The sequence below is a fragment of the Bradyrhizobium sp. AZCC 1678 genome (assembly GCF_036924765.1).
In the GTDB taxonomy this organism is placed as follows: Bacteria; Pseudomonadota; Alphaproteobacteria; order Rhizobiales; family Xanthobacteraceae; genus Bradyrhizobium; species Bradyrhizobium algeriense.
Genome location: NZ_JAZHSE010000001.1, coordinates 2,118,189 through 2,132,208, shown reverse-complemented (window position 1 = coordinate 2,132,208; position 14,020 = coordinate 2,118,189). Strand labels below are relative to the sequence as shown.

Genomic DNA, 14,020 nt, shown 5'->3' with positions numbered 1-14,020 from the left:
GCCATGCCAAAACTCTTTCACCTGAGCTGCTCGCCGCGCGCAGACTCGGAATCCTCCGCCGGCGCGCGCGTCTTCATCGATCGTTTCCGCGAGGCACGGCCGGACTGGGACATCGACGTGATGAACCTGTGGCGGGATCACATGCCGGAATTCGAGGGTTATGTACTGGAGGCCAAATATGCCCGCCTCGGCGGGCGCGCGTTCACGGATTCGCAGCGCGACGCGTTTGCGGTCACCGAGCGCATCGCGCTCCGCTTCGCGCTCGCCGACCGCGTGCTGATTTCGACGCCGATGTGGAATTTTGGTATTCCCTACAAGCTGAAGCAATGGATCGACGTCATCACACAGCCCGGGCTGGCGTTCCGCTACGATCCAGCGCAAGGGTACCTGCCGCTGTTCAAGGACAGGCCGACAATCGTGATCCTGGCGAGCGGCAGCGATTTCATCACCGGCATGAATCGCGGCCGCATCGATATGGCGACTCCCTATCTGCGCGAGGCGCTCCGCTTCATCGGCATAAGCGACGTGCGTTTCGTGCCGATCGGACCGACCACCGGGCCGCTCGAACCGATCCGCACCGCACGCGAAGGCGCACATCGGCGGCTGGCCGAGCTGGCCGCGCGATTCTGATCCTTAGGCTTGGCGCAACCGGAACATTTCCGGCTATAGTCGCTTACCCGGCTGCGCCGAAGGAGAACCCCGTTGAAGTGCTACGAGCTACAGGGACCGAGCGGAATCGATGGACTTGCCCTCGTCGACAAGCCCGTGCCGGAGCCCGGTGAGGGCGAGGTGCTGGTTCGGCTCAAGGCGGCAACGCTGAACTATCGCGATCTTCTCACCGTCAAGGGCGGTTACGGTTCGCGTCAGAAATTTCCACTCGTGCCGGTTTCGGACGGCGCGGGCGTAATCGAGCGGGTCGGCCCGGGCGTGCGGGAATTCGCAGCCGGCGACCGCGCCATCGGCAGTTTCTTCGAAAGCTGGATCGGCGGCGAACCGAGCGAAGCAAAGATGCGCGCAGCCCTCGGCGGCTCGGTGGACGGCGTCCTCACCGAATATCGGATATTTCCGAAGCACGCGCTGGTCCGAACGCCAGAGCACCTCAGCGACATCGAAGCCGCAGCACTTCCCTGCGCCGGGGTCACGGCATGGAGCGCGGTCGTCAAGCTCGGCGGCTTGAAACCCGGCCAGACCGTTCTGACACAAGGCACCGGCGGGGTATCCCTGTTTGCCATTCAGTTTGCGAAGATGTGCGGTGCGCGCGTCATCGCAACCTCGTCCAGCGATGCCAAGATCGAACGTCTCAAGCAGCTCGGCGCAGACTTTACATTGAACTACAAGGCGATACCCGACTGGGGAAAGAAAGCCCGCGAATGGAGCGGCCACGGCGTCGACCTGGTCGTCGAGGTGGGCGGGGTCGGGACGCTGAACGAATCGATCAGGGCGACCAGGATCGGCGGCACGATCGCCTTCATCGGCGTGCTCGCCGGCCCGCCGCCGTCAGACTCGCGGCTGCCATTGATGGTCATGCAACAGCAACGGCTACAGGGCGTCACCGTCGGATCGGTCGAGGACCTCAAGGCGATGGCGGATGCCATCGCGGCAAGCCGCATGAAGCCCGTGATCGACAGGACCTTTTCGTTCGATCAGGTGAAACAGGCGTTTTCCTACATGGAGAGTGGCGCGCATTTCGGGAAGGTGGCGATCGAGATCGGCTGAACGCGACATTTCGCCGGCGACTGCCAATTGCAACGACTGGTTCCCGCCGCAAGATTTTGCCGAGTTTTGAGCGCATTTGGGGATCGACGGGCGTTTACGAAGGATACTCCATGCTCATGGCCACAACTGGCAACACGGAGCATACAACTCTTGCTGGTTCCGGGAATTGCCTCCGTCACCATTAGGCTTTAAATACGTGTCATTCGCCTCGTCGAAAAACGGGCGCCGCCTGGCGCTCGCGAGAGCTCAACGGGAATTTTGACCGAGCTGGGGTCGCTGCCTTACGGGAAGCCTGAGGCCTGCCCCCTTCTATGGCGAGACATGTGAACCGGCTGTAAGCGAGACCACCAGCGCGAGAAATGATGCCGCCCGCGCGGAAGTTGCAGCGAGCAGCCGGATGGAAATGAAGATGACCGACGACAAGAGCAAATTGCTGAGATCGCTGACCATCGATCGAAGCGCCAGCAAGGTGGAGCGGCCGAAACGCCGCTGGCTGCCGATCTCGGCTACGATTGTCGCCTGCGTCGTCGCATTCGCGGCCTTTGGCGCTTACGAGTTCCGCAGGCAGGACCCGCCAAAGGAGACCGCACCACAGATCGCACAGCAGTCCGCCGCGCAGCCACAGACACCTCAGCCGCCTGCACCGAATAGCAAGGCGGCCGGCAATCTGGCGGCTTCCGGCTATGTGGTGGCGCGCCGCAAGGCGACCGTTGCGGCCGAGATCACCGGCAAGGTGGTCGAGGTCTTCATCGACGAAGGCATGACCGTGACCGACGGTCAGGTGGTCGCCCGGCTCGATAGCGTGCTTGCCGAAAGGGATTATGAGCTGGCCCGCTCCCGCGTCGAGACGGCCGACGCCGCGGTCGCCGCGATCACCGCCGATCTGGAGGATGCGACCCGGATTATGTCGCGCGTGCAAACCCTGTCGCAAAAGAATTTCGCGACCGAGGCCGACCTGACCAAGGCACAGGCCCGGGTCGGCGTGCTCAGCGCGCAATTGCGCCAGGCGCAGTCGCAATTCGAGACCGCCAGGATCGACGCCAAGCGCAGCGCCTCGATGCTCGACAAGCATCAAATCCGCGCGCCGTTCGCCGGCGTCGTCATCGACCGCAGCGCACAGCCCGGCGAGATGATTTCACCGATGTCGGTCGGCGGCTACACCCGCACCGGCATCTGCACCATCGTCGACATGGATTCGATCGAAATCGAAGTCGACGTCAACGAGGCCTTCATCGGCCGCGTCGCTCCCGGCGGCGCCGTGAACGCGATGCTGGATGCCTATCCGGACTGGACAATTCCCGCCTCTGTCATCGCAATCGTGCCGACCGCGAACCGCGAGAAGGCCACGGTGAAGGTTCGCATCCGCTTCGAAAAGAAAGACCCGCGCATCCTGCCCGACATGGCGGTGAAGGTGAACTTCCTAGGCGACGCCAAGACAAAGGGCGCCACTGAGACCACCGCCGCGAACTAGCATCCAGCCGGAATCCCTGGAGGAGACAAGCGTGACAGCCGAGCATCCGATGGTTCGCCTTACCGGCGTAGCTAAGCGTTTCACCAAGGGCAAGGAAACGATCTCGATCTTCGATCATCTTGATCTTGCGATCCCCCGAGGGGATTTCATTGCCGTCATGGGGCCGTCCGGTTCGGGCAAGACGACGCTGCTCAATTTGCTGGGCGGTATCGATCGCGCCGACGCCGGCGAGATTGCGGTTGCGGACCACCGTATCGATGGTCTCTCCGAGGGTGAACTCGCCGCCTGGCGGGCCGCCAATATCGGCTTCATCTTCCAGTTTTACAATCTGATGCCGATGCTGACCGCGGCGCAGAACGTCGAACTGCCGCTGCTGCTCACCAGATTGCGCAGCAAGGAACGCGCGGAGCGCGTTCACACCGCGCTTTCCGTGGTCGGGCTTGCCGATCGCATCAAGCACCGACCGCGCGAAATGTCGGGCGGCCAGCAGCAGCGCGTGGCGATTGCGCGCGCCATCGTCTCGGATCCGAACCTGCTGCTGTGCGACGAACCGACCGGCGATCTCGACCGGCAATCCGCCGACGAGATCCTTTCGATCCTGCAACTGCTCAACGGCGAGCTCGGCAAGACCATCGTGATGGTCACGCATGACCCCGCGGCGGCAAACTACGCCAAGCGCGTGCTTCATCTCGACAAGGGCCGCTTCGTCGAACGGGAGCTTGCCGCGTGAACGACTTCGACCTCATCCGGAAAAACCTGTTCCGCCGCAAATTGCGCGCCAGCCTGATGATCGTGTCGATCCTGATCGCCTTCATGATCTTCGGCGTGCTCGCCGGATTCTATCGCGCCTTCACGGCCGGCGAGGATGCCGCCGCCGCGGATCGGATGATCACCGTCAACAAGATCAACTTCACCCAGCCGATGCCGATCGCCTACTACAATCGCGTGCGTGCGATCGAAGGGGTCCGGCAGGTGACCTTCGCCAACTGGTTCGGCGGATATTATCAGGACCCGAAAAACTTCATCATGGCGCTCACGATCGAGCCGAACACCTATTTCGACGTTTACCGCAGCGAGTTCGAAGTTCCGCCCGAGCAGCTTCAAGCCTTCATGCGTGACCGTGGCAGCGCGGTGGTCGGTGAAAGCCTGGCGCAGAAGTGGGGCTGGAAGATCGGCGATCGCATCCCTCTCAATAGTAACATCTTCAGCCAGAAGAGCGGCGGACATACCTGGGACCTCACCATTGCCGGCATCGTCAAGGGCAAGGTCGAGCACGTCGACACCAACTTCCTCCTGTTCCAGTACGCCTATTTCGACGAGACCCGCAGTTTCGGCAAGGACACCATCGGCTGGATGATCCTCCAGACCACCTCGCCCGAAAACAACGATCGCGTGGCAAAGGCGATCGACGCGATGTTTGCCAATTCCACCGCCGAGACCTCGACCGACACCGAAAAGGCGTTCGGCAAGGCGTTCGCCGCTCAATTCGGCAACATCGCGCTGATCGTATTGCTGGTGGTGGGCGCGGCCTTCGTTACCATCCTGATGATCGTCGGCAATACCATGGCGCTGTCGATCCGGGAGCGCACCCGCGAAATCGGCGTGCTGAAGACGCTCGGCTTTTCGGGCCCGCGAATTCTTAAAATGGTGCTTGGCGAATCCGTGCTGCTGGCGCTGCTCGGCGGCATTCCCGGGCTGGCGATCGCGGCGCTGATCGCCATGGCGCTTCGCAACAGCCTCGCCAGCATCGCGCCCGCTTTTGCGGTATCGCCGACCATCATCCTGCAAGGGCTGGCGCTGATGATCGCGCTGGGGCTGATCACGGGGATCATCCCGGCGCTCAACGCCATGCGGCTTAGAATTGCAACCGCGCTCGGACGGGGATAGGCATGCGTTCGCTCTGGCTTCAAGTCGCGGCGGTCACCGCCATCAATCTCAGGAGCATCGCGCAGCGGCGCTGGCTCTCGCTCTCGACGGTGATCGCGATTGCACTGGTGGTGATCGTGCTGCTCGCATTCCTGGCGATGGCCAACGGTTTTCAGCGCACCATCGCGGGATCGGGCGCCGATGATATCGCAATCGTGCTGCGGGCCGGCTCACAGGCCGAAATCAACAGCACGGTGAGCCGCGATCAGGTGCGGCTGATCGAGGACGGTCCCGGCATCGCGCGCGGCAGCGACGGCAAGCCGCTGATCTCGCCAGAGCTATATCTGGTGGTCGACGGCATCAAGCGTTCGACCAAGACCAAGGCCAACCTGCCGCTGCGCGGGATCGGCGAACAGGGCAGCACGCTGCGCAAGGACATTACCATCACCTCGGGCCGCATGTTCAACCGCGGCAGCAACGAAGTGGTGGTCGGCAAGGCATTGCTGCGGGAGTTCGAGGGATTCGACCTCGGCAGCACCGTGTCGTTCGGCGCCACGCGCTGGACCGTCGTCGGCGTGTTCGAGGCCGGTGGCAGCGTGTTCGAATCCGAGATCTGGGCCGATCTCAACGTGGTGCAGAGCCTGTTCAACCGCAACAACATCGTTCAGACCGTGCGTGCGCGCCTCACCGGGCCGGCCGCACTCAATGAGCTCAAGAGCTATAGCGACAACGATCCGCGGCTGAAGCTCGATGTCAAATCCGAAGCGGCCTACTTCGCCGAGCAGGCCTCGCAGACCTCGGACCTGATCCAGAAACTCGGCTGGCCCTTGGCGATCGCGATGGCGCTGGGCGCGGTCGCCGGCGCGCTCAACACGATGTATTCGTCGGTCGCAGCGCGTGCGACGGAAATCGCAACGCTGCGCGCCATCGGCTTCGGCGGTTTCCCCGCCTTTGTCGGAACGCTCGCCGAATCGCTGTTGCTCGCTGTCATCGGCGGCGTGTTAGGTGCCGCCGCCACCTATCTGATATTCGATGGCGTCACGGCCTCGACCCTTGGCGGCAACTTCACCCAGGTGGTGTTCGACTTCAAGCTCAGTCCCTGGCTGATCGCCGAGGGCGTTGCGCTTGCGCTGATCGTGGGCCTGATCGGCGGATTGTTTCCGGCGCTGCGGGCCGCGCGGTTGCCGATCGTCGAGGGCCTGTACGCGAACTGAATCTTACTCTCCCTTGAGGCCTGCCGCGCGGATTACCTCGCCCCACTTGCGCGTCTCGTCGTCGATGAACTTGCCGAACTCGCCCGCCGTGCCGGGGCGCGCTTCCAGTCCCTGTGCGAGCAGTTTCTGCTTCACCTCGGGATCGGCGAGCACGCGAATGACCTCCCCCTGCAAGCGATCGACGATCGGCTGCGGCGTTGCCGCCGGCGCCATGAAGCCGTACCAGCCGGAGGCGATCACCTTGGAAAGGCCCTGCTCAACCAGGGTGAAAGCCTCGGGGTAAATCGGGCTGCGCTCGGCCGACGCCACACCCAGCACACGCAACGCGCCGCTCTGGATGTGCGGCAGGGCCGTGCTGATCGCGGTCAACGTGGCGTCAAGACGGCTCGCGAGCAGCTCCGTGTAGGCCATGTTGTCGCCGCGGAAGGGAACGATGAGACCCTTGACGCCGGCATCCCTGAACAGCAATTCGGCGGCCAGGTGAGGCTGCGAGCCTGCGCCCGGCGAACCGAAGGTCAGGCCCTCGGGCTTCGACCTGCCGTAGTCGATCATTTCCTGAAGGGTCTTGAAGGGGGCCTGCGCGTTCACCACCAGGAACAACGGCGCCATCATGGCCATCGCCACCGGCTGCAGATCCTTGCGGTTGTAGTTCAGTTTCTCGAACAGGGCTTCAGCCGTCGCAAACGGCGCGGCCGCATAAAGGAAGGTGTATCCGTCCGGTGTTGCGCGCGAGACCAGCTCGTTGGCGACGCGGGTGCCCGCGCCCGGCTTGTTCTCGACGATGAACTGCTGGTTGAGGCTGCGCCCGAACTGCTCGGCCAGGATACGCAACGAGATGTCGCTCGCCCCGCCCGCCCCGTAGGGCGACACCAGCCGCACGACCCGCGACGGCCAATCGCCCTCGGCGGACGCAGGAAAGTGCGGACCAGCGGTGAAGCCGGCGGCGATGGTCCCCAGCAGGGTTCGGCGCGTGACTTTCATGAATGCCTCCTGGAAAGAAGAGCCACCTGGAGTGGCGGCTAGTCCGTCCCGTTTTCATCGGGCCGCGTTTGGCGCGATCGCATTGCTGGATCGCCGGGCCTTCGTCTTGTCGAGGCCAACGATAGAGAGGCGACTTCTATCGAACAATGTGTATTTTTTGACCGATTGATAAGCCTGGCCTATGAATACCGAACGGCGACACTCGGGAGGCGCGACATGGCGATGGATGTAACGCTGCGGCAGTTGCGCGCCTACGTGGCCGTGCTGGAGAGCGCGAGCTTCTCGGAAGCCGCCAAGGCCATGCACCTGTCGCAGGCGGCGCTCTCGGGCCTGATCAAGGAACTGGAGAACCGCGTCGGCGTCCGCCTGCTGGACCGCACGACGCGAAAAGTTTCGGCGTCTGCGGTGGGCGAGACCTTCGCGCCGATGGCGCGGCGCGTGCTTTCAAACCTGGACGAGGCGCTCGACAATTTGACCAATCTCAAGGAGCTTCGCCGCGGGCTGGTGCGTGTAGCTGCCCCCGAAACGTTGTCATGCACGCTGCTGCCGAAACTGATCGCCGGATACAACAACAGCCATCCGGGCGTGGACGTCCGCTTCGACGACGTGCCGATCCAGGAGGTGCTGGCCGGCCTGCAGAACGGCTCTACCGACATCGGCTTCGGCCCGGCCGGCGTCGTTCCGGACCAATCGGTCGAAGTGCACATGATCTGCGCCGACCCGCTCTTTGTGGCGTTGCGCAGCGATGACCCGCTGACAAAGGCCAAGTCGGTCAGCTGGAAGGATTTGCGCGAGCGGCCGCTGCTCAACTACATGCCCAACATCGCCATCAACGTGTTGAGCAACGTCCCGTCCCGGCATCATCCAAAGGAATTGGTGCCGGTGCACCGGGTAAACACCGCGCTGTCGATGCTGCGGGTCAGACAAGGCGCCGTGATCTGCCCCTCGATGGCGGAGCCGCTGGTACGCGGCTTCGGGCTGACGTTCCTGCCGCTGCTGCAGCCAGCCGTCAAATGGAAGATCGCGATGTTCGTGCGAAACAGCGCATCGCTCTCGCCGGCAGTGGAGAGCTTTCGCGACTTCACGCTGGATTTCAGTCCGAACTGGGCGGCCGCAGGAAGCGAGCGTCGCCGCACCAGCGAACGGCGCAAGCGCGTGTAGCGAACGAGCGGTCCAGTAGGATGGGTAGAGCGAAGCGAAACCCATCACGCGAGCCCGCCTCACGAATGATGGGGATCGCTTCGCTCCACCCATCCTACGATTTGTCATGCCCCGCGCAGGAGCGTCACGGGTAACTCGCTGCTTCACACGAAGAATTCGAGAAATCGCGGATCGGACGCCTCTGCAGATCGTATCTCGAAGGAACATCCAGCGATTGCATTTGTCCTGATGACAAACCGGACACCCGGCAGTAGCCTACCCCAAAATATAAAACACACGGGAGGAGTGGCATGCCAGACGCAGCGGTCGCAGCACGTTCTTCTGAATCGGCAAACAGCGGCACGACGCAACAGGTCGATGTTGCCGTCGTTGGCGCCGGATTTGCCGGTCTCTATCTCCTGCATCGCCTGCGCAAGGCCGGCTTCTCGGCCGTCGTGATCGAGGAGGCCGGCGACGTCGGCGGCACCTGGTACTGGAACCGCTATCCCGGCGCACGCTGCGACATCCAAACCATCGACTACAGCTACACGTTCGATTCCGAGCTGGAGAGCGCGTGGCAATGGTCGGAGAAATACGCAACGCAACCCGAAATCCTGCGCTATCTCGGCTTCGTCGCCGACAGATACGAGCTGCGGCGCGACATCCGTTTCGGCACCAAGGTCACGGCGGCGAATTGGGACCAGACCGCCGAGCGCTGGCGTCTCACCACCGACAATGGCGCTGATATTTCCTGCCGCTACTATATCATGGCGACCGGCTGCCTCTCCGCGCCAAAACCGCCGGAGATCGATGGCGTCAAGGATTTCAAGGGCGAGATCTATTTCACCGGCCGCTGGCCGCATGAAGAGGTCAAGCTCGCCGGCAAGCGCATCGCCGTCATCGGCACGGGATCATCGGGCATCCAGTCGATCCCGCTGCTCGCCGAGCAGGCCGAGCGTCTCACCGTGTTCCAGCGCACGCCGAATTTCGCGCTGCCCGCGCATAACGGTCCGCAGCCCGACGATCGCAAGACCTACTTCGAAACTGACCGCGCCGGCTACCGCGAGCAGGCGCGCTGGTCGCTTGCGGGCGTCCCCTATCCACAACAGATGGCGGTGAGCTGGCAGTTGAGCGATGCCGAGCGCCGCGAGCGGTTCGAGCAGGCCTGGGCAACCGGCGATCTCGTCCACATCCTGACGCAGCTTTGGGCCGATCAGGGCGTCGACGTCGACGGCAATGCGCTGCTCGCCGACCTGATCCGCGAGAAAATCCGGACCATCGTCAAGGACCCGGAGATAGCTGAAGCGTTGACCCCGCACGACCATCCGTTCGGCGCCAAGCGTCCCTGCCTTGATACCAACTACTACGCCACCTACAACCGCCCCAACGTCACGCTGGTGAACCTGCGGCAGGAGCCGATCACTGAGATCACGGCCACCGGCATCACGACCGACAAGCGCAATTTCGACGTCGACGTGATCGTGTTCGCCACCGGCTTCGACGCCATGACCGGCGCCATCAAGGCGGTGCATCCGATCACGGGCCGCGACGGCAAATCGCTGTCGGATGTCTGGGCCAACGGCCCGCAGACCTATCTCGGGCTCACGGTTTCAGGCTTCCCCAACCTGTTCCTGATCACGGGCCCGGGCAGCCCGTCGGTGCTGTCGAACATGGCGGTCTCGATCGAGCAGCACGTCGACTGGGTGGTCGAGCGGCTGGCCGCGATGCGCGAGGCCGGCTTCACGACAATCGACGCGACCGAAACGGCGCAGGCGGGCTGGGCGCGGCACATGGCCGACTGCTCGATGATCACGCTGCACCGGCTCGCCAACACCTGGTACACGGGCGCCAACGTTCCCGGCAAGGCGCAGGGCGTGATGCCCTATACCGGCGGCGTCGGCCCCTACCGCAGCATCTGCAACGAAGTCGTCGGCCGCGGCATGCTGGGCTTCAAGCTCACCGGTCCCAATGTTGCCGAGCAATGCAACGACGGCGAAGTGGTTCGCCTGCAGCCGGACGTGCGGCTGGTGCTAGGCATGCTGGCGGAGATGAACCTGCCGCAGATCGAATCACTTGGCGCGCAAGGCGCGCGCGATTTCGTTACCGAATTCAACAAGGGTCGTCCCGCCGGCCGCCCGGTCGGCGAGGTCGGCGACGGCGTGCTGCACGGCGCCGATGGTCTATTGTCCTACCGTCTCTATCGGCCGGCAACGCCGGGGCCGCACCCGATCGTGGTTTATTTCCACGGCGGCGGCTGGGTGTTCGGCGACGAGCAATCCGACGATCCGTTTTGCCGCGACATCTGCCGCCGCAGCGGAATGATCGTCGTCAGCGTCGGTTACCGCCACGCGCCCGAGCATCGCTTCCCGGCGGCGGCCGAGGATGGCTATGCGGCAACGCGCTGGATCGCCGAACATGCGGCCGAACTCGGCGGCAAACCGGGCCCGCTGCTGGTCGCGGGCTGGAGCGCCGGCGCCAACATCGCCGCCGTCACCTGTCAGTTGGCGCGCGACCGCGGCGGCCCGCCAATCGCGGGCCAGTTGCTGGTGTGCCCGGTCACCGATTGCAGGTTCGACCGTCCGTCCTACACCGACAATGCGATCGGTTATTTCCTGACGCGATCGCTGATGTTCTGGTTCTGGGACATCTATTGCTCTCCCGCCGACCGCACCGATCCCCGCGTGTCGCCGCTGCGCGGCAATTTGGCGAACTTGCCTCCGGCGTTCGTGGCCACCTGCGAGTTCGATCCGCTGCGTGACGAGGGCATCGAATATGCCGAGGCGCTCGCTGCCGCCGGTGTCCCGGTCGAGCAATTGCAGGCGCGCGGCCACATCCACACGTCCCTGATGATGGTGGACGTGGTGATCACCGGCGTCAGCGGCCGTGCGAAGATGGCCGAAGCCTTGCGCGGCTTTGTGGGATTGCCGCGACAGTTGGAAACGAGCGGCGAGGATGCCTCGCCGATCGCGGTGAATGCTGCCGCGGGGTAGCGCGCAAGGCAGGCATGGCTGGCAACTGATTTGAGTATCTCTCAGCTCTGGTTGCTCATGCGCGCTTGTGTTGCCTTGACGCGTTGGGCTGCTTCGGCGCCGGCCGCTTCGCCGCAACCCGGTGTGCCGCCGCCAGCGCGGCGCGCGCCCAAATGGCAAGTTCATCGGGTTCGTCGAACAGCCGTTCCGGCACGCGCCAAAATGCGAGATCTATCAACTGGCCCTTCTTCGCGTAATTGAGCGGCGGAAACGCCTCGGCTTCCCTGAATGTCTCCCGGTTCTCTTCATCCACCCGGAAATAAAGCGTGTTGTCCGTCACCATGCCAAGCATCACTCCGTCGCAAAACACGCCGGTCTTGCCGAACATGCGCCGCAGGGTGATGCGGCCAAGCGGCGCGAGTTGCTCGCGCAGAAACTCGGCATAGGTTTCGCTGGCAACCATGCTCAATCCCGCTTGCGTTTCATTCACCGCCACCGATGACAGGGACCCGGCAGACTGTCTTGCAATAGATTTTCTAGGTCAATCGCTCAATGAATTTCGCTTATTATCGCCGAGACATCAGCACTATCCTGCCAGATCGCTCACGATCTCCCGGTAAAACGAAAGCATCGGAAATTCAGATCTCATGACCAGTACAGACGATACAAAAGCCATCGAAAGCGTGATCCAGTCCTACCTCGACGGGCTCCACGAGGGTGACGCTGGCAAGATTGCCAGCGCCTTTCATCCGACCAGCGCGCTGACCAGCATCTCGGAGGCGGGCGAACTGGCGATCACGCCCCGCGACGTCTGGCTGAACAACGTCCGGAACAGGCCATCGCCGAAGCAGCGCGGGCTGCCGCGCCACGATCAGGTGCTGTCGATCGATCTCGTCGGTCCGACGATGGCCTACGTCAAGCTCAAATGCGCGATCCCGCCGCGCTTCTTTACCGATCAACTGTCGCTATTGAAGATCGACGGCCGCTGGCAGATCGCGCAAAAAGTCTTCATGACCGAGATGCGCGAATAGTCCGCCGCAGGCTCTCTCCACTCCCTCTCCCCGTCCTTTACGGGGAGAGGGTTGGGGTGAGGGGCCTCTCTCCGCATATGAGATTGCCGATGGACCTGTACCCCCTCACCCGCCACGCAAGAGCGCGGCGACCTCTCCCCGCAAGCGGGGCGAGGTTGAAGAAGCCCGCACATCGCGACATGGAAAGAGCCTGCCATGAACGTACTCGACAACTACATGGTCGATCCGCGCCTGTCCCTCCTGAACAAGACGCGGATCCAGGCCCAGGTCCTGGTGCCCGTGCTGCGGGCGTTGCGCGCTGAACTGGGCAAGGAAAGGGCCGATGCGATCGTAAAGGACGCGCTGCGCGACTGGTCGAAGCAACTATTCGCCGCCGTGGGCGAAAGCGTTCAGGGCAGCGCGCGGCGCAAATGGGCGGCCATGCACACCGCGCTGGCCGAAGTCACCGAACGGGAAGTGACGGTGGAGATGCGCCGTCACGACGAGGAGGCACTGGAATTCGACGTCACGCACTGCCGTTTCGCGGAATTCTTTCGCGCGCTCGGCGAACCGGAGCTCGGCGCGCTGCTGGTATGCGCCACCGATTTCGATATCGTCGCGGCCGGCGGCAGCGACGTCGGCCTCACGCGCGACCAGACCCTGATGCAGGGCGCGCCGAGCTGCACGTTCCGCTACAGGTTCGCGCCGCGAACGTAATTGCCTCGTGAAAAACGCTCTCAATCGAGTATGATGTCCCCCAAGAAGCCCGGCTTGACCGGGCTCGCAAGGGAGAGCGCCGATGGCAACGACAGCGGAGCAAGCATCGCCCTGGCTCAAGGGACGGTCATTCGCCTCCTTAAGGGAAGAGTTCGACCGCAGCGGTTACCTGATCTTCGAACGCGTTCTTGCGCCCGATCGCGTCGCTGAAATCCGCGCGGCGCTGGCGCCGCACCTGGCGCGCGATCTGCTCGGCCGCAACGATTTCGAAGGCACCAGGACCAACCGGGTCTATGCCCTGCTGGCGAAATCGCCGGTCTTCGCAGAAGTCGCGATCCATCCGCTCGCCATGGCCTTTGTCGAAGCCGAACTCGGCGAGAGCTGCCTGCTGTCCGCCATGCTCGCGATCAATCTGCATCCTGGCGAGACGGTGCAGCCCTGGCATTTTGACGACGGCGCCGCGAAGATTCCGCGGCCCCGTCCCGCGCTCGGCATCTCTACGTTCTGGGCGATCGACGACACGACCGAGCAGAACGGCGCCACCGAAATCATTCCGGGAAGCCATCTGTGGGACGGGCAATATATCGAGGGCGCGCTGCAGCCTGCTCATTTCACCAACACAGCCGATCACGATGAGGGCAACAGGGCCGATGCCATCAAGCTAATCATGCCATCGGGATCGCTGGCGATCACCAAGGGAACGCTGTGGCACCGTGGCGGCGCCAACCGGTCAGACCGGCCGCGCCTGATCGTCACGCCGCAATATTGCGTCGGCTGGGTGCGGCAACTCGAGAACATGGCGCTCGCCGTCCCCGCTGAAGTGGCGAGCCAATTGCCGGAGCGCGCCCGCGAGCTGATCGGCTACTCGATCCATCCGCCGTTCATGGGATATGTCGACGGCGTTCACCCCAGGCGCCTGCTGCGGCCGTACTGAGT

General features: G+C 63.5%; 13 protein-coding genes. 11 read left to right on the top strand and 2 right to left on the bottom strand.

What is annotated here, in order from left to right:
- Positions 1-3 precede the first annotated feature (3 nt).
- The 6 genes from V1294_RS10145 to V1294_RS10120 all read left to right on the top strand — a co-directional run bounded on the left by V1294_RS10145 (position 4) and on the right by V1294_RS10120 (position 6,267).
- A complete protein-coding gene (locus tag V1294_RS10145; RefSeq protein WP_334496777.1) occupies positions 4-630 on the top strand; it encodes an FMN-dependent NADH-azoreductase in 627 nt (208 codons plus the stop codon).
- Positions 631-702: 72 nt separating this feature from the next.
- Entirely contained in the window at positions 703-1,716 is a 1,014-nt protein-coding gene (locus V1294_RS10140; RefSeq protein WP_334496775.1) for a zinc-dependent alcohol dehydrogenase family protein, read from the top strand.
- Positions 1,717-2,125: 409 nt separating this feature from the next.
- Positions 2,126-3,187 (top strand): efflux RND transporter periplasmic adaptor subunit, encoded by a 1,062-nt coding sequence (locus V1294_RS10135; RefSeq protein ID WP_334496774.1) that lies wholly within the window; start codon positions 2,126-2,128, stop codon positions 3,185-3,187.
- A 49-nt stretch (positions 3,188-3,236) separates the two neighbouring features.
- Complete coding sequence (locus V1294_RS10130) at positions 3,237-3,917, top strand: ABC transporter ATP-binding protein (RefSeq protein WP_334489516.1); 681 nt, start codon at positions 3,237-3,239, stop codon at positions 3,915-3,917.
- Positions 3,914-5,074 (top strand): ABC transporter permease, encoded by a 1,161-nt coding sequence (locus tag V1294_RS10125; protein ID WP_334477517.1) that lies wholly within the window; start codon positions 3,914-3,916, stop codon positions 5,072-5,074. The genes V1294_RS10130 and V1294_RS10125 overlap by 4 nt, the downstream gene beginning before the upstream one ends.
- Before the next feature lie 2 nt (positions 5,075-5,076).
- Positions 5,077-6,267, top strand: a complete 1,191-nt coding sequence (locus V1294_RS10120; protein ID WP_334496773.1) for an ABC transporter permease — start codon at positions 5,077-5,079, stop codon at positions 6,265-6,267.
- 3 nt (positions 6,268-6,270) lie between these two features.
- On the opposite strand, the gene V1294_RS10115 is transcribed toward V1294_RS10120, so the two are convergent.
- Positions 6,271-7,248, bottom strand: coding sequence for a Bug family tripartite tricarboxylate transporter substrate binding protein (locus tag V1294_RS10115; protein WP_334496772.1), 978 nt, complete (start codon positions 7,246-7,248; stop codon positions 6,271-6,273).
- A gap of 216 nt (positions 7,249-7,464) precedes the next feature.
- Here V1294_RS10115 and V1294_RS10110 point away from each other — a divergent pair, with 216 nt between their 5' ends.
- On the top strand, positions 7,465-8,409 hold the full coding sequence (locus V1294_RS10110; protein WP_334496770.1) for a LysR family transcriptional regulator: 945 nt from the start codon (positions 7,465-7,467) through the stop codon (positions 8,407-8,409).
- Positions 8,410-8,699: 290 nt separating this feature from the next.
- The gene (locus V1294_RS10105) at positions 8,700-11,378 is read left to right on the top strand and encodes a flavin-containing monooxygenase (RefSeq protein WP_334496768.1); all 2,679 of its coding nucleotides are present in this window, start codon (positions 8,700-8,702) and stop codon (positions 11,376-11,378) included.
- Positions 11,379-11,433: 55 nt separating this feature from the next.
- Here the strand turns inward: V1294_RS10105 and V1294_RS10100 are convergent, their stop codons facing one another.
- Entirely contained in the window at positions 11,434-11,820 is a 387-nt protein-coding gene (locus V1294_RS10100) for a TfoX/Sxy family protein (RefSeq protein WP_334496766.1), read from the bottom strand.
- Positions 11,821-12,004: 184 nt separating this feature from the next.
- On the opposite strand from V1294_RS10100, the gene V1294_RS10095 reads away from it, so the two are divergent.
- The 3 genes from V1294_RS10095 to V1294_RS10085 all read left to right on the top strand — a co-directional run bounded on the left by V1294_RS10095 (position 12,005) and on the right by V1294_RS10085 (position 14,018).
- Positions 12,005-12,388, top strand: coding sequence for a nuclear transport factor 2 family protein (locus tag V1294_RS10095; RefSeq protein ID WP_334496764.1), 384 nt, complete (start codon positions 12,005-12,007; stop codon positions 12,386-12,388).
- 195 nt (positions 12,389-12,583) lie between these two features.
- Positions 12,584-13,084, top strand: coding sequence for an L-2-amino-thiazoline-4-carboxylic acid hydrolase (locus V1294_RS10090; RefSeq protein ID WP_334496762.1), 501 nt, complete (start codon positions 12,584-12,586; stop codon positions 13,082-13,084).
- Positions 13,085-13,166: 82 nt separating this feature from the next.
- Complete coding sequence (locus V1294_RS10085) at positions 13,167-14,018, top strand: phytanoyl-CoA dioxygenase family protein (protein ID WP_334496761.1); 852 nt, start codon at positions 13,167-13,169, stop codon at positions 14,016-14,018.
- Positions 14,019-14,020 lie beyond the last annotated feature (2 nt).

Excerpts from the sequence above, each read along its gene's own strand:
- V1294_RS10135 (WP_334496774.1), top strand. The coding sequence starts at position 2,126 with ATGACCGACGACAAGAGCAAATTGCTGAGATCGCTGACCATCGATCGA.
- V1294_RS10100 (WP_334496766.1), bottom strand. The coding sequence starts at position 11,820 with ATGGTTGCCAGCGAAACCTATGCCGAGTTTCTGCGCGAGCAACTCGCG.
- V1294_RS10090 (WP_334496762.1), top strand. The coding sequence starts at position 12,584 with ATGAACGTACTCGACAACTACATGGTCGATCCGCGCCTGTCCCTCCTG.
- V1294_RS10120 (WP_334496773.1), top strand. The coding sequence starts at position 5,077 with ATGCGTTCGCTCTGGCTTCAAGTCGCGGCGGTCACCGCCATCAATCTC.
- V1294_RS10105 (WP_334496768.1), top strand. The coding sequence starts at position 8,700 with ATGCCAGACGCAGCGGTCGCAGCACGTTCTTCTGAATCGGCAAACAGC.
- V1294_RS10085 (WP_334496761.1), top strand. The coding sequence starts at position 13,167 with ATGGCAACGACAGCGGAGCAAGCATCGCCCTGGCTCAAGGGACGGTCA.
- V1294_RS10095 (WP_334496764.1), top strand. The coding sequence starts at position 12,005 with ATGACCAGTACAGACGATACAAAAGCCATCGAAAGCGTGATCCAGTCC.
- V1294_RS10115 (WP_334496772.1), bottom strand. The coding sequence starts at position 7,248 with ATGAAAGTCACGCGCCGAACCCTGCTGGGGACCATCGCCGCCGGCTTC.
- V1294_RS10110 (WP_334496770.1), top strand. The coding sequence starts at position 7,465 with ATGGCGATGGATGTAACGCTGCGGCAGTTGCGCGCCTACGTGGCCGTG.
- V1294_RS10145 (WP_334496777.1), top strand. The coding sequence starts at position 4 with ATGCCAAAACTCTTTCACCTGAGCTGCTCGCCGCGCGCAGACTCGGAA.
- V1294_RS10130 (WP_334489516.1), top strand. The coding sequence starts at position 3,237 with ATGGTTCGCCTTACCGGCGTAGCTAAGCGTTTCACCAAGGGCAAGGAA.